Here is a 15139-nt window from a genome sequence, read left to right on the forward strand (position 1 = left end):
TATGACATTATTGAAAGTAATATTAATTATGTTTTTTGTCTCATCGGTTTTAGCGGCAAAATGTAATTTAAACGTCAGTGTTAATAACTTTGTTGGAACAATTTCCTCAACTGTCCAAGCTGTTTCTCATCCTATAACTATATCTCGCTCTAAAAACCCTAATCAATGTAAAACCATAAGAGCATTTTTTAGTACTGGGCAAGCTGGAAACTATAATCGCAAAGCTTCAACATCGAATAACTGGATTCCTTATAATCTGTATAGTGATAGTAATATGGTTACAGTTCTTAAGGATATAGGAGATGCAACTCAAGCAGGCGAGTTTAGTACAATAAACTTACCATCATCAAATTATTCATATCAATCAAATTTCTATATAAAGCAGGTCGATCTCGATACTGTATTCTCTAGTGGTTCTGGTTATTTTGGTGATAATCTTCAGATTAGCTTCTATAGTGTAAAGAACAACGGCCAGCTCGATTATGAGACAACTGCATATTTTTATCTACAATTAGTAGTGCCAAGATATGCTGAGCTAAGTTTAGTTCCTTTAGGTTCTCCTCATGATCCAAACTCAACTCAGTATGTAATGAATTTTGGTAATTTAACAAGTCAAGATGTTAAGAGTGCATCTTTAAATGTAAAAGGTAATGTTGGCTTTGGCGTTTATATGACTTCGCAAAATGGGTCTAAGTTGAAGAACTCAAGTAGTAGTGTGCCTTATCAAATTAAAGTAGGTCCAAATAATTATAGATCTCTTTCAAATGCTGGCCAAGAAACATATATATTTCAACGTAATAATGGGACTTCCATCAATGCTGAGAGCTATCCTATCTATGTGAAATTGGGAAATGTCCCTGCAAATGCACCGACTGGTGATTATGAAGACGTGATTACAGTAACAGTTAAAGCCTGGTGAAATATAACTTAAGTAAATTACTCAAGTTGTCGATAAGAAACTCATGAATATAAAAGACCTAAAGTACGGAATTGCCGTACTCGCAATTGGTGCGACAACTTTTTACTTTACTGAAAACTATTTTGCAGACTCAGGGCCTACCCAGCGAACTATTGCTAGTGAAGGTGTTATTAGCAACTGTCTTGAAGCAGTGAAGTCATTCTTAGGACCTAAGAAAATCGAACCATTTGCTAAAGTAAATCTCGTCCTAAAAGAGAATGAACGTAAAGTTAATGGGAAGATAGTTGCTTACGCTCGAGGAGGCTTTGAGATTAGAGGCTATGGTAGTCATCAGTTAATATCTTATAATGAAATTGCAACTATTAACGGTAAAGAATTGAATGAAGTTGAGATTTATCGTTTACTCTTAGCATCTGAAATTAATAAAACTAAGTCTGAGCAAATTCAAGTCAGGTTATTAAATAACTTAGAGTTTGAAGATATTAAAGGACAGAACTTTACGACAGATGGTCAGTCAATAAGCTTTCAAGACTTACAGGGGGTAAAATATAATATTCCTCTTGAAGAGATCTATCATTTTTCTTCTTTTGACCCAAATACTGCGGCCCGAAAGGAAGTAGAAACGTTCGCTGGAGAATTTGTTTCTGTACGCCTGACAAATGGCGAGATCGAAGATGGTGTTATCGAACTTTCGATGGATAGGAATTTTGCTGAATTAACAAGTGTACATGATAGAAATGAAATCGTGCAAATACCACTAAGTGAAATTGAATTAGTTTTCCAATAGTCGTACTAGAGAATATACATAAGAACTAGGTATTTAAATTCCTTTAGTCCTTACTTGGTAAGTTTTCAGCAAAGCCTCTAAATGCATAGGCCAAAATATCACGATCACCCGGTGTTTTAGGGAATGGGTACTTCTTATTCATGCTTTCAGTATTCTTTTTGGATGAAAAAGCCGAGACTAGATCAATGATCTTATCAACACCGTCTCTTTTTCTAATTGTGTATTCTAGGTCATTACGATCTGATTTCTTTATTATACCATTCCAAGCAAGGTATTTATTTCTAATGTCATAGACAGAGAAGTTAATATCCATACTCCTCGTTGTTGTCGTTGTTAAACTTCGATCACCTGTCTCATTACCTTCTGCATTTGTGACAGCTGATTCAGATCTATCATTTTCAATAATGTCACTTTCAATTCTTGCAAAGACAAGATAGCGACGTTTCGTTATATTTTGCCCTAGTATCGTTAGGGATTTCTCACTGAGAATTCCATCTTCTTCAATTTCACGTAGCAACTCACGATAGAGTCCTCGACCAATTCTTTTTATCAGTGGTGATGCATTATCAACGAGTAAGTCTCTTCTTTTTTCTTGTAATTCGACACGAAATTGATTTGCTGTACTTATTTGCTTCTTATAATCCCAATTTTCTCCAGTGTGGACTATCCCTGCAATTGTTAAACGTTCAGCTTGAACATTTGTATATGTGAAATCGGCCGTCTTCCTTAGGCCATGTACTTTAGTTGCACATGAAGTAATTAGTAGAGTACTTAGTAGTACGATAAACTTTAGCATCTATTTCTCCAAACTCTAGTTATGTAAAACCATTTTATTAGAGTAATACCGACTTAACAATAGGTTAGATTTTACGTAGTTATAAATATAAAAAATTAAGATGAAATTAAATGTATGAACTTGTTTTGATGCTATTATGAAGATGGTAGGAATCCTTCGGGAGGACTGCTCAGCTCGCAGCTTCTGTCTGTGGGCAAGAAAAGAGGTCCTCGCATTTGGCGAGGGCCTTTTTTTATAAGGTATTAAGTCTGAGCAAATAGATCAACTTGATTACCATTTGGATCTCTAACTGAAGCGTACCTTTGTCCCCAGAAAGCATCCCATGGTGATTTTTCGATTTCAAAACCAGCGTCGACGATACGTTGAAATAACTTATCCACTTCACTAGGCGTTGTTTGTTGAAAACATAGAGTAATTCCAGAGTTTACAGGCTCTTTCCAGTCGTTATTAATCTCTTTAAGCAAATCAAATGAATCTAACATTATTCTTAGTCCATTTTCTTGTGTCGCCTCATAGTGGCCTTTTCCATACTCTATAAAATCAAAGTTTAATAAGTTGTAAAATTGAATAGTCTTTTCAATATTCTTACAAGCTATTCCAATAGCACTTACACTCACAATGACTCCTTGTCTTAGATTTAGTTTTTGTTGTCTTGTTTTAACCACAGCTTAAATTGACATGATTTGTCCTGTGGCTTTTATTAAAGATACATTTTTTATCGGTTCTGAACAATATCATAGGAGGATATGTGAAAAAGTTAATAAAAACGACAGTTGCCTTGGCCGTAATTTCTACGGTTGCAACGTCTATTTCTGCTTCATCGAGAGTAATTCGTGACAACCGTTTAAAAGATCTAGGCATCTCACCTGTCTTAGGGCGTGGATATTCGATAGCGACTAATACTTATCAAAGTACATGTTTGGGTAAAATTGAAACGACTCAGCCATCATATGATTTAAAATATCGATATGTTGAAATAGAACAAGATTGGGAGACTCAGTATAGGCGCTCTTTTGAAACAAAGAATACATTTAAATTTCTATTCTTAAAAAATAATGTAAATGTTTTTTCAGAAGTAGAGGGTAATACAACATATCATTATCACTATATCTTTGCCGATATTGATGTTGATAGCTACTATCATTCACTTTCAGAAGGAAATAGTGATTTAAGTGAGAGTGCGGCAAGTCTCTTAACTAAAGGGGATGTTGTTGGTTTCTTTGATTCTTGTGGTCCCTATTATGTACGTTCAATTGGTCGTCACTCAAGCTTTCTAGGTTTACTACGTTATCGAACAACATCAGTTGAAAGAGATGTAAATTTCGAACTCGAACTTAAATCGAAGATGCGTGGTTTCTTCTCAGGTGGTTCAACTGATACAACAATTTCAACAGAATTTAGAACGGAAACACAGACCAAGAGATTAGAGATCAATATTTGGGCCTACGGACTTGGTAAAGGTGAGCTTGCAGATATTATTCCAACAGATATTGATAGCTTTAAAGACTCTGTACGTGATGTCGTAAAAACAATGCAAGATCCTAATGCTGGCCGTATTACTACTATGGAAGTTGCTCCATGGATTGAAAACACTCAGTTTCAAGATCTTTTAGAGTTAGAAGATGAAGAAGAAAAGCTACTGTTTGAAAAGAAAAAGAATCTCGAGGCCAATGCGGAGATTATAAGTGAGCTTGACCGTATTGATAGAGCACAGGTTGATCAATATTTTAAAGCAAGTAATTGTCGCCGAATTCTTGAAGATGAATATCTAAATATTGATGATGATTTTGGTGATGGGTATGAACCAGAAAATACATTCTTTTCTAATTTATCTCAACCAAATAGTCAGAGTTCTGAAATTTCACTTGAGGCATTTGATGCTGTTCTTTCGACAGATAAGGTTGAAGAATACTTGATTGCAAATTATATATTTAATTACGGACAACCTGAGCCAACTCCAGAACCTGAAACAGGGGCTCTAGCTTGTATTAAATCAATTCATGAACAAGGTATCGATCAAGTACACTTTAGAAATATCCCTGCGTGTGTTGATGCTAGATTAACGGGGGTACCTGTGTCTCCTCTTTTAGATAACTATTGTATGCCAGAGTTGGCAAGAATCATTATTCCTGATGATGCATAATTTATGAAAAATATTTTATATATACTTTTAATAATTTTTCTGGGTGGGGTCAAAGTAATGGCCCTGCCTCTACAAAATACAATAAATGAAGAGAATTTTCATTCCTCATTGTATATTGATGACCCACGCGTTACCCAGCTAAATGGACATCTTAAATTACTAGATGGTTTCTCAAGGAAACTATTTAAGCAATCAAATACATGTTTTGATCTACAGGACTTCAAAGGGACACAGCAGTCTAATATTCAGTTAGATTTTCACCAAAAGGTTATTGGTACGAATCTCTATAACCCTTTCTTTAGTAAGTACTATAATAATGTCTACAATAGTCATGTTGATAAAATCCTCAAGGTACAAGATCAAAAAATCACAAATACGATTCAAATTGCAATACATAAAACGACCTATGCACGAGAACGTGATACTGAGTATGTTGATATTAATTCACGTTATAATCAACTGATAAGAATTGGTGATTTTTTTAAATTTAGCGAACTATGTGGTAGTGGTTATGTAAACTCTTTTAGTAATTACGCTGGAGTATGGTTTACTATTGTTTTTAATCGAAGTGCAGATAGCGATGATACTGTTTTCATAAATCTCCTAGAATCTTATCTTCGTCTATTTGATTCAACGGCAGAACCAAAATTAAGAGCACAATTAAACAGAGAACTTGCTAATCGTTCTGCCACTCTTTACGCCGAGTTTAGAGGATTGAAGCCATTAACGGTACCTATCCAAAATCTTAGAGATATAGCGGAATTTAGATCTTTAATTACAAGAGTTAAATCTTCCATGCTTGTATCAGATGCTGGCCTATATATGGCGCTAGAATATACGCCTTGGGGTTATAATGATGAATTTCAAAAAATATTTTATAACTTTCTAGTGCGAAATAGCACACAACCTATTCCTTCTGAGCCAAGTAGAGCTCAATGGTTTAATTTTTATCAGAATATGGAATTAGCAAGATTAATGAGTGATGCTATCGCTTATGAGTCAGATATTGTTGAACGATTTGAAGTTTGTCGTAATCAGATGCTAAGGGATTGGCCACTACGAGGTAACGAAAAGAAGTTATTCGTTAATCACCTCGATACCGAAGGAGCAGGAGTCGCTCTCGCTACGATCTATCAAATCTTATCCGAAGAAAGATTAAAGAGTTTACAAGATAAGTTAGAGAAATTGCAGAGTGGAGAAGAGAACTCTGTTCTACTTTGTAGCAAACGATTGAATGGACAAGCTTTTCTTTTTAATCATTATCGAGATTTAGTTGAATGTAAGTGGTTTGATGACTTTACTAAATCACCATCTTTAATCTTAGATGCTCTTTGTCCACTGACTCCAAAGTAAATCGATATTAAAAATCAGAAGAATTATTGAACCTAATTTTACTGTTCAGATATTAAAATATTTCTAATTCAGTCTTGTAATGATTTAATCTTGGAAAGGGTGAAATAATGATCTTTTTGAAAAAAGTGATAAGTATTTATTAGGTTTATAATAAGGCCTTCTTGGTTGTAACCAAGAAGACCATTATTTTATTGATTGTGACTAGTCGGAGGGGCACTATCAATGGCATTATTTTCTGATGGTGTTAATTGTCCAAGAAATTCAGGAAGTTCAACACCGGCCTGTTTTGCAAGGTCGTGTACCGCAGGTAGAGAATTGATTAGGCCACTAAGAAAGTTTGACGTTGCACTCTTTCCATTGTGACCATTTCCGCCACCGTCCCATACAGTAACCTTATCAATTTTAAGATCTTGGACGGCCTTAACTTGTTGAGCAATGATTTCTGGAAGTTGTTCTACCATAAGTAGAGTAGGAACAAGTCTTTTGTCATCCCCAACTATTTCTACAAGTTTATGATAACCTTGCGCTTTCGCTTCAAGTACTTTTTGAATACCTTGTGCTTCAGCTTCATATTTCGCTAGGATCGCATCTGCTTCACCTTTTGCAATTCTTCTTTGTCTTTCCGCTTCAGCCTCTGCTGTTATTTCAACTTTTCTCTTGTTAATCTCTTCTTGTGCTAGTTCTGTTTTCTCAAGCCTTGCAATCTCTTCTAGCTTCTGAGCTTCGAGCACAGCTTTTTGTGCTTGTGCTAGGGCGACCTCTCCTCGCTTGGCCGCATCGGCTTGCTTCTCTTTTAAAGTAGCATCATATTCAGCAATACTTGCCTTAGATTCATTTTCACCTTTTACAGACTCCGCTTCTTGAATGGCAACGAAGACTCTCTGCTCTTTTAAGGCCTCTTTCTTACCTTGCTCAGTAATTGCTCTCTGCTTTGCTTGGGCAACTTCCTGCTCTCTTAAAGCAGCGGCCTCTCCAGTAATCCCTTCTGCTTCATATTTGGCAATACGGATTCTTTTATTTCTCTCGGCCTCTTTTTGACCAGCTTCTGACTCGGCAACTTGATTAGCAACCTGGACTTCTTTTTCCTTGTTTGCATTTGCTTCACCAATGGCACCATCTTTATCTTGTTCAGCAACTTCTACTTTCGCTTTGTTAATCGCTTCTGCTGCAGCTTTCTTTCCAATAGCTTCAATATATCCTGATTCATCCGTGATATCTCGAATGTTAACGTTAATAACATCAAGACCAATTTTGTTAAGTTCAAGATTTACGTTCTTATTAACTAAATCTAGGAATTTCTCTCTATCCTGATTAATCTCTTCAATTGCTAGAGTTGCAATGACAAGACGCATTTGCCCTAGAATAATATCTTGGGCCTGATTTGATACTTCCGCTGTCGATAGGCCAAGAAGACGCTCAGCTGCGTTTGTCATAATATTAGCTGTAGTCGAAATACCTACTGTAAATGTTGAAGGAACATTCACACGAATATTCTTTTTAGAAAGTGCACTTCTCAAATCAATTTCAATTGTTAATGGCTCTAGCGAAAGATATGTGTAATCTTGAAGTAGGGGTATAACAAATGAACCACCACCGTGTATACATTTTGCAGATTGCCCTGAGCCAACACTACCATAGATAACTAAAATTTGATTTGAAGGACATCTCTTATATTGTTTTGATAAAAAGATGGCCGCAAAAAGTAGAATTAATACAGGAACTACAATAATCCCCATAATTCCAAAAGTACTAAATAGCATGAGTAATCTCCCTTAAGTATTATGCTTTCTTAACGATTAAGTTTCCTGAGTCATCAACATAGTGAACTTTGATGCTCTCAAATGCATTAATCGCTTCACCCTTGCTACTTGCTTGTAGAATCTGTTGCTTATTTCCAATTGTTATTTCAACTTGGCCAATACCTTCACCCTTAGCAGGAATATTTGTGTATGCACGGCCTGTTCTTCCAATTGCTTCTTTGATATTTACTTTTGGTATATTGTTAAATTTCTTAATTTGAAAAGTAATGAATGAACTAAATAGCATCATGACAAAACCAAAGACACCGGCCGCAATAACACCATTAACATCAGATAATTCCCACTCTTGTTTTGCTGCAAGTCCTATCCAGCCAGCGCCCATAAAGAAAGCTAGTATTGACTGTATCGAGACAAGGGTAAAAGCATCACCACCGTCAGTATGTTCGATATCCATATCGCCATCGAAGTCTGTGTCTCCATCACCCGTTACAAATAGAAGAAGCATCTTTAATACAAATAAAAGTGTTCCTACAAAGGCCATTACCGCGTAAATAGGATTTTGAGAAAATATCTCTTTCATCTAATCTCCGAGAATATATAGTGTTCAGTTTTTAGTATATGGATAAAAACTCAAGTGTTTAGGGGGTAAAAATGTCTAGCGAGGCTCTGGTAGGGCTTTTTGAGTGTTTTAGTTCTTTATTTTAAATATAGGTTAGGAATATAAACCTCTGAAATCACTTTGGAGATAGAAGTGTTAAATTTATATAATTGCTTATAAGAAGGGTTGGTACATAAAAAGAAAATTTTTATAGAATCATAAGAATAGATCAGTCCTAACTTTTCCTCTCTGATTTTCGTAGTTCCAAGTAAGAACTTTATTACTTAAATGGTGTCGATCATTTATCGATTTCTTATTAATGCAAATAATTTGATATCTTAATCGTATTTTTTCAATTTCTTTAGTACATGCTTTAAGTTTATTAATTGAATATGAAGCATTACATTTGTCTGTTTCAATTATTCCCAAGCTTCTTGATTTGTCTTCCTTGTTTGATTCCCACCATTGTTGATATGAATCAGTTGAAGCAAATATCTTAAACTTCAAAAAAACAATAATTATGATTAATAAAATCGGTGCCCATATAAAGAATGTCTGCATGATTAAGTCATTCATGTCCTTTTTTAATTCTTCTTTTGAATTAGGACCAATTTTAAATTCTCCGTCTTTCATTTGTTTATTTTAACATAGCTCTATAGAGGAAATTTGGGATATGTTGTTTGGGAAAAAATTTAAGTTGTTAATATTATTTTAGTTGAACTGAGTAGCTTATTTTACAGAGTTGGTGACCTCGCTTTGCGGCCACCGTGGCCTCGCGGGGGACCCTCATCGTGAGGGCCACCCACGACTTTGCCGTAGCTAAAAAAACCAATCATTTTTCACATATAAAAAAAACCTCTTTAGACAAACATACTCCAAACACTAGGTGTACCACAAAATTTTCAGACCTAACTTGCTGTTTTCCAAGCCCATTTTTGCCTTTATTCTCGCCTTGGAACAGTGTGGCTGCACGACCATCTGGAAAAGAGGGCGTCAAAAAAAGGGAGAGTACTGTACGGTCAAAGCTTTCCCGAGCGTAGCGTCACATCCGGCTGTGGCAAGGAATAATGTGCAATGGAAAATGATTGAACAATATTTCTGTGTTCTAAAAGTTAAACAGAACACTTTGTTCTAAAATCTGTTGTTGTTCTATTTTTTATCTGCAAAAATCTTCTTATGCAAAACGAGATAATAGAAAAACTTTCAAATGAATTTGCAAATGCAAAGGCAAAAAATCCATCTTATTCGCTGAGGGCTTATTCAAGTAGGTTAGGCATTCAAGTTTCAGCCTTATCTGAGATATTAAATGGAAAAAGAGCTATTACAAAGAATATGGGACAAAGAATTCTGTCAGGGCTTGGAGTGAGTCCTATCGAGTCGGAGAAAATATTGTCAGGTTCGAAAGCTAAAGAAGAATTTAATTTGTCATTGGATTATTTTAAGGTCATCTCAGATTGGTACTACTTTGCGATTCTATCTTTGGCCGAAATTCCAAATTTTAAAGCACAGCCTGAATGGATATCAGAGAGATTGAATATTTCACGAAGAGAAGCAAAGCTCGCTCTAGATAGGCTTATAAAACTTGAGATGTTAGTGAAAAACAAAGATGGAAGCTATGAAGCATCAGGCATCCAATATAAAACACCTACAGATATCTTAAATGTTTCATTAAAGAATCATACAGTTCAAACTCTAGAACTCGCTATGAATTCTGTTATTAATGATCCAATTGAAGAGAGGGATTTTTCAACCGTTACAATGGCCATCGATCCCTCCAATATCGAAGAGGCAAAAAAGATGATTAAGTCTTTTCGAAAACGATTGTCTAAGAAACTCGAAACAGGAAGTAAAAAAGAAGTTTATAAATTGTCAGTTCAATTATTCCCTTTAAGTAGGAAGCGTAAGGAGATCGAAAATGAATAAAAAGATTTTATTATTATTTTTTTCTATTATCACATCAAGTGCGGCGTATGCAGGGCATGAGACAGGAAATGGTGGAGATGGTGTACTGTGCACTAAGACAGATGGAAAGACCTTTGTGCAATTTTATGACCTATATGAGGCTAAAGCTGTTTATGGATTAAATATTGATCTTGGAGCTGATACATTAAGTGTTGAAAAAAAGATTGATCTAGCATTAAATCGACTTGAAGATATAAACCCGAGCCGAAAAAAAATGTACCGAAATTGGTTCAACTCATTTTACTCTGAAACCGAATTCACTTTAGATAATTTAATTGATGTTCCTGACACTATTGATGGTCGAATACCTGCCTCATGTTCTTTGGAGCAAGTTATTGTTCAAAGGACTCCAAGGTTTCCAGGTCAAAAAAGATATACCATAGATAAAAAATTATGGGACTTGATGGATAATACTTCTAAGGCTTCAGCTATTTTGCATGAATTAATTCTTCGAGAAGCTGTAAACATTTCTGGCCACACGAATTCTATTTCTGCAAGGTATTTTAACGCTCGTTTGAGTACGAATAGTTTCTCATCCCAATCGCTGAGAGATTATGTTGAACTAATTAAGTCAATTGACTTTCGTCATTTCGATGCGCATGGAGTAACTTTCTCGCTCTTTTCTTGGAAGAACGGTACTAGAAGAGAAAATAGTTTAACATTTTATAATGATTTAAAGTTGAAAAGTGGATATGCAGAATCTTACAAAGAGAATCAAAAAATAAAGATAGGGAGTAATGAGATAAACTTTCCTGCTCAGACGATCTCATTCTATAAGAATTCGCAGGTAAAGGAAGTGGGATACTTTTCTGTAAATAACCCATTGAAGTTTAAAATAAATGATCTTGATTTGGTAATACTGAATGGAGACATTTGGAGAATAGTATTTAATAAAAATGGTAACTTAAAAAATATTAATACAGATGGTGAAGTAAATTTAAATTTATCGTCAACGAATCTAATATGTTCTGGAAAAAGAGAAATAAAGCTAGAAATCTTAATGGGCAAGGTCGTTGATTTTTCTTGCTCATCTTCTTCTGATGGAGCCGGTGGGCTCTTGTTTTTTCAAAACAAGTGGAACCCCGTTAACTCATTTAGCTCAGAGACAAACCTTAGTTATAAAAAAATAGATTTTGGAGAAGCTAGGGATCTTGAGTTTAATGGCGTTTCATTTGAAACCTTAAGCGAAGTTATTTTTCACGAGGATAAGATTGCAAAGTTAGTGATAACTGAGTCTGCTGTAAATGTAGGCTTAGCAGACAGATCGTTTGAATTTACTGGGCAAATAGAGTTCAACGATCTAGGTAATTTAATAAGTGGACGCATTGATAGCATGGAAACTGTTCTACAAGGGAAGGAAATTGTTTTGGATGGTGAAATTAAGTTTCATGATAACGGTAAAATAGCGTCAGCTATCCATGAAAACTTTGGTTCATTTAACTTCAAGATGGTGGATGGCCGAACAATCAATTGGAAACCATATTATAGATTTTGTCTTAATGAGAATGAGAGTTTTATTGAAGGTTGTTACTAGGTATGCAGAGTTGGTGACCCCGCTTTGCGGCCATCGTGGCCTCGCGGGGGACCCTCGTCGTGAGGGCCACCCACGACTTTGCTTAAGATGAGATCGATGAAAGTGCGAGGGGCTCCTCCTCATGCTTTCGCATCACGCTCAAGCAATCGTCGCCGACTCACTCGCTTCCGCTGGCCGTCCGGGCCAGCTCTTCGCTATCGCGCGCTCGTTCGCTTCTCGCCCCATCGTTTTCATAGTTTTGTATTTCAGGAATAAAAAAAGCCTTCGCAAAGGAAGGCTTTTTTAATGGGGTCATCAACATCCCGTTAATCAAGAATATCGTCCACCTTCTGAAATATCTAATATCATTGACTTTTTTCATGAACCTGAAGTCTTATCTAGGGATTTCCTCTACCAAAAATATGTCGTAGAAGGCCTTAGTTGTGCCGAAATTTCGAGGTCTGTGGCGTCCTCTCGAACCACCATTATGAAGCGTCTAAAGGAATGTGACATAGAGTTACGACCAGTGGGGTCAAATCAAAAAAGAAAAAGAGGTCTTGGATATGGTGAAAAGGTTGAGAAGCGAAATGTCATTGAACATAAGAGAGAATCAGAGGCCATAAGGAAAATGATTGAGCTAAGAGATAAGGGATATAGCTACCGAAAAATTGCTGAGATTCTGAATACGATGAAGGTTCCTACGAAGACAGGTAAAGGTGGATGGCATGGGAAGACCATTCATCAAATCTTGACGAGGTTAAAGGTTGGCTAATCCGTAGAGTGCCCATGTTTGCTTTTAATGTATTTGATAATACGATAGGAGTTACCTGTAAGGCTTAAAAGTGAGGACATCAAAAACGCGTTGTTTAGCTTGTGCAAGCGATTGCATAAACGTAAATTTAAAGTACAGTACACTTCTAAATTATATTATCATTTCAAGCTATTATAGATAATTGATAATCCAAATATTAGCCAAAAGGTAGAAAATAAATTGTATCTAAACCTAGATAGATACATAAATGAATCTTCATTAATAAGCCTTTCGTCAATTTCTATTTGTCCTTGAGTTACTTGATTTACCCAGCGAGGTACTTCAAAAAATAGTTCCTCGAGAGCATTTACTTTAAATATAAAGGGAGTCTCTCTATGATTAAGATATATTTCGAGGACTCGAAACCTTTCTTGCTCAGCTACGATTTTGGTAATATCACTTATTTTAATCTCTTGTATATTTTGGCCAACGGTATAAATAATTTTCTCGTTAGTCATAATTAGTTTTTCTCTTAATGCCCGCTTAACAATAAATATAAAAATGAAAAACGAGATGAAAAGAATACCTACTTCAAAATATTGGAACCCATTGTCCTCTATAAACACTATGCCAATTGCAATAAGATTTAAAATGAATACGAAAGTTCCAAAATAAATAGTGTTTCTATTAAATGTGATGACCTTCTTATCCATGTATGGACATATCCATGAATTTTTTAAATATACAGAGTAATGAGAGTCTCCTCAATCTCCATGCCAAGGCGAGGAAAAGTGGAATTTGTTTCATCGATTTCTCCAAATAAATTTTGTGTTAACATTTAACCATCTTAATAAAAAATTTAAAAGGTCGGTAATTTAGGTATGCAAGAATGACTTACTCAGAAGATAAAACGATAGTAAAGGAATATGAGTTTGGTTTAACAACTGGAAATCTCATAATTGCACTAGTTATATTTGGAGGAGCAACGCTACTGCTTGGCTATATTACGATTACTCAGCCTGATTGGATAAAGGGATTATTGACTCTTTTATCCTTTGGTTTTTGTATAGTTCTCTATTTAAATAATAGATTTAAAAGAAAGATTATTGTCTATGATGATTCAATTTTATTACCCATAGGCTTATGGAGTCATAAAAGTAAATTGATTAAATTAGAAGACCTTGAGGATGATGTAGAGTCGAATATAAATGGTATCCCTCTTATACATTTCAAAACTAGAGGTGAGAAAAAAGTTGTCACTATTCAACAAACTCACATGGATGAAGTCGAATTTTTTGAGCTTCAAGAGTGGCTTTTAAGTACATTAAAATCACGGACCTATGTCGATGATAAATTGACTAACGATAAGCCCAAAATAATGGCGAAAGTGTGGACCGGTGTGGCTATCTTATTTATGCCACTAATGATTTTCATAAGTCAGTATATTTCTGGAAACCTTGAAGAAGCAGGAGACTACTTAAGGTTTTGCGGTTTAATAATTGTACTATTCTTGATTATTTATTTAGGTAGTAAAGTTCAGCAAAAGCATCTTGAAGAACAGAAACAGGTCGTGAAAAAATTAGCTGACCCTGAGAATAGAAAGAAAAGAAATATCTGGGCATCTGTTATATATGGCTTAGGTGGTATTTCATTTGTTGGTGCTATGTTTGTCTTGAGGACTACATCTACAGATGGAATCATGACTCTTTTACCTTTTGTATATTACTCATTACTACTAACTATTTGCTGTGTTTACACTCTTCATTTGTGTCTTCCTAAAGTACAAGAGATTATTGGAAAAACTGGAATGTATGTTGGATATACATTTACAGGAATGTTTATGTTCATGACACTGGTATTTGTTTTAGGAAATCTAAATATTAAGCTAGATTCTTCTACTGGAGTTGAACGAATATCTACACTCACAGGCGAATTTACAAATCGAAAAGGAAGAGCAAAGACTTGCTTTCGTTTGTCCCATTGGGAAACTGGTGAGGAGTTTAAAGAGGGGTCTTTCTGTAACGATAAGTATCCACGTTTAAAAGAAGATGATGAAGTGAGCTATATTTCATACAAGGGCTATTTTGATATTCCATGGGTAAGTGATGTTAAGTTCCTTAGGTATGAGACTCCTATTAATTATCTTAGGTCTTTAGGGGATTTATCAAGACTAAGATATTTCGATGTGAAAATGTTAATTAACTTAAAAGGAAACGACTTCTGGAAGTCCCAAAGCCTAGTTTGGGATTCAGAGTGTCGTTCCAATAATTGGGATAGCTGTAGATTTATGGGCTATCTTTCTAGTAGTAAAGAAAATAAACAAAGTGCAATGGGATACTTTAGAAGAGGCTGTGATAATCAAGACTTTTATAATTGTTATAATGCTTTTCTAATGGATAGAGGAAACCCTGATACTAAAGAGTATGCTTTGAGGAATACAAAGAAGCTTTGCAGTAACACAGAGTCTAAAGAACTCAAAACGCTCTGTGAGTATATGGCCAAGTGAAGCCTAGACTCTTGGCGCAATAAATGATATTTAAACTGGGCACACAGCCAG

General features: G+C 35.4%; 14 protein-coding genes. 8 read left to right on the forward strand and 6 right to left on the reverse strand.

The genetic code is table 11. The features are described from left to right. The first annotated feature begins 1 nt into the window (after nucleotide 1). Together M902_RS00845 and M902_RS00850 are read left to right on the forward strand one after the other, a co-directional pair. Complete coding sequence (locus M902_RS00845) at nucleotides 2-919, forward strand: spore coat protein U domain-containing protein (protein WP_021265741.1); 918 nt, start codon at nucleotides 2-4, stop codon at nucleotides 917-919. Nucleotides 920-962: 43 nt separating this feature from the next. Beyond that, nucleotides 963-1706, forward strand: coding sequence for a hypothetical protein (locus M902_RS00850; protein WP_040313689.1), 744 nt, complete (start codon nucleotides 963-965; stop codon nucleotides 1704-1706). A gap of 43 nt (nucleotides 1707-1749) precedes the next feature. Here the strand turns inward: M902_RS00850 and M902_RS00855 are convergent, their stop codons facing one another. Further along, the gene (locus M902_RS00855; protein ID WP_021265953.1) at nucleotides 1750-2502 is read right to left on the reverse strand and encodes a hypothetical protein; all 753 of its coding nucleotides are present in this window, start codon (nucleotides 2500-2502) and stop codon (nucleotides 1750-1752) included. Nucleotides 2503-2744: 242 nt separating this feature from the next. Next, entirely contained in the window at nucleotides 2745-3119 is a 375-nt protein-coding gene (locus tag M902_RS00860; protein WP_021266048.1) for a VOC family protein, read from the reverse strand. A 131-nt stretch (nucleotides 3120-3250) separates the two neighbouring features. Between M902_RS00860 and M902_RS00865 the strand changes: the two genes are divergently transcribed. Both M902_RS00865 and M902_RS00870 read left to right on the forward strand, forming a co-directional pair. Beyond that, nucleotides 3251-4645: a hypothetical protein gene (locus M902_RS00865; protein ID WP_021266156.1), complete on the forward strand. Its 1395-nt coding sequence runs from the start codon at nucleotides 3251-3253 to the stop codon at nucleotides 4643-4645. 57 nt (nucleotides 4646-4702) lie between these two features. Continuing rightward, entirely contained in the window at nucleotides 4703-5998 is a 1296-nt protein-coding gene (locus tag M902_RS00870; RefSeq protein ID WP_021266443.1) for a hypothetical protein, read from the forward strand. Nucleotides 5999-6186: 188 nt separating this feature from the next. Here M902_RS00870 and M902_RS00875 read toward each other — a convergent pair whose 3' ends face one another. The 3 genes from M902_RS00875 to M902_RS00885 form a co-directional block, all read right to left on the reverse strand. Continuing rightward, complete coding sequence (locus M902_RS00875; RefSeq protein WP_021266417.1) at nucleotides 6187-7758, reverse strand: flotillin family protein; 1572 nt, start codon at nucleotides 7756-7758, stop codon at nucleotides 6187-6189. A 19-nt stretch (nucleotides 7759-7777) separates the two neighbouring features. Further along, nucleotides 7778-8338: a hypothetical protein gene (locus tag M902_RS00880; RefSeq protein ID WP_021265823.1), complete on the reverse strand. Its 561-nt coding sequence runs from the start codon at nucleotides 8336-8338 to the stop codon at nucleotides 7778-7780. Nucleotides 8339-8572: 234 nt separating this feature from the next. Beyond that, nucleotides 8573-8989 (reverse strand): hypothetical protein, encoded by a 417-nt coding sequence (locus M902_RS00885; protein ID WP_040313690.1) that lies wholly within the window; start codon nucleotides 8987-8989, stop codon nucleotides 8573-8575. A 543-nt stretch (nucleotides 8990-9532) separates the two neighbouring features. Between M902_RS00885 and M902_RS00890 the strand changes: the two genes are divergently transcribed. The 3 genes from M902_RS00890 to M902_RS00905 all read left to right on the forward strand — a co-directional run bounded on the left by M902_RS00890 (nucleotide 9533) and on the right by M902_RS00905 (nucleotide 12603). Continuing rightward, nucleotides 9533-10279: a TIGR02147 family protein gene (locus tag M902_RS00890; protein ID WP_021266456.1), complete on the forward strand. Its 747-nt coding sequence runs from the start codon at nucleotides 9533-9535 to the stop codon at nucleotides 10277-10279. Then, nucleotides 10272-11852, forward strand: a complete 1581-nt coding sequence (locus M902_RS00895; RefSeq protein WP_021266445.1) for a hypothetical protein — start codon at nucleotides 10272-10274, stop codon at nucleotides 11850-11852. The genes M902_RS00890 and M902_RS00895 overlap by 8 nt, the downstream gene beginning before the upstream one ends. 466 nt (nucleotides 11853-12318) lie before the next feature. Beyond that, nucleotides 12319-12603 (forward strand): recombinase family protein, encoded by a 285-nt coding sequence (locus M902_RS00905; protein WP_084710406.1) that lies wholly within the window; start codon nucleotides 12319-12321, stop codon nucleotides 12601-12603. A 158-nt stretch (nucleotides 12604-12761) separates the two neighbouring features. Here M902_RS00905 and M902_RS00910 read toward each other — a convergent pair whose 3' ends face one another. Next, nucleotides 12762-13295: a hypothetical protein gene (locus M902_RS00910; RefSeq protein WP_021265859.1), complete on the reverse strand. Its 534-nt coding sequence runs from the start codon at nucleotides 13293-13295 to the stop codon at nucleotides 12762-12764. Nucleotides 13296-13471: 176 nt separating this feature from the next. Here M902_RS00910 and M902_RS00915 point away from each other — a divergent pair, with 176 nt between their 5' ends. Next, nucleotides 13472-15088 (forward strand): hypothetical protein, encoded by a 1617-nt coding sequence (locus M902_RS00915; protein ID WP_021266122.1) that lies wholly within the window; start codon nucleotides 13472-13474, stop codon nucleotides 15086-15088. Nucleotides 15089-15139: the final 51 nt, after the last annotated feature.

Source organism: Bacteriovorax sp. BAL6_X (assembly GCF_000443995.1).
Classification (GTDB): Bacteria; Bdellovibrionota; Bacteriovoracia; order Bacteriovoracales; family Bacteriovoracaceae; genus Halobacteriovorax_A.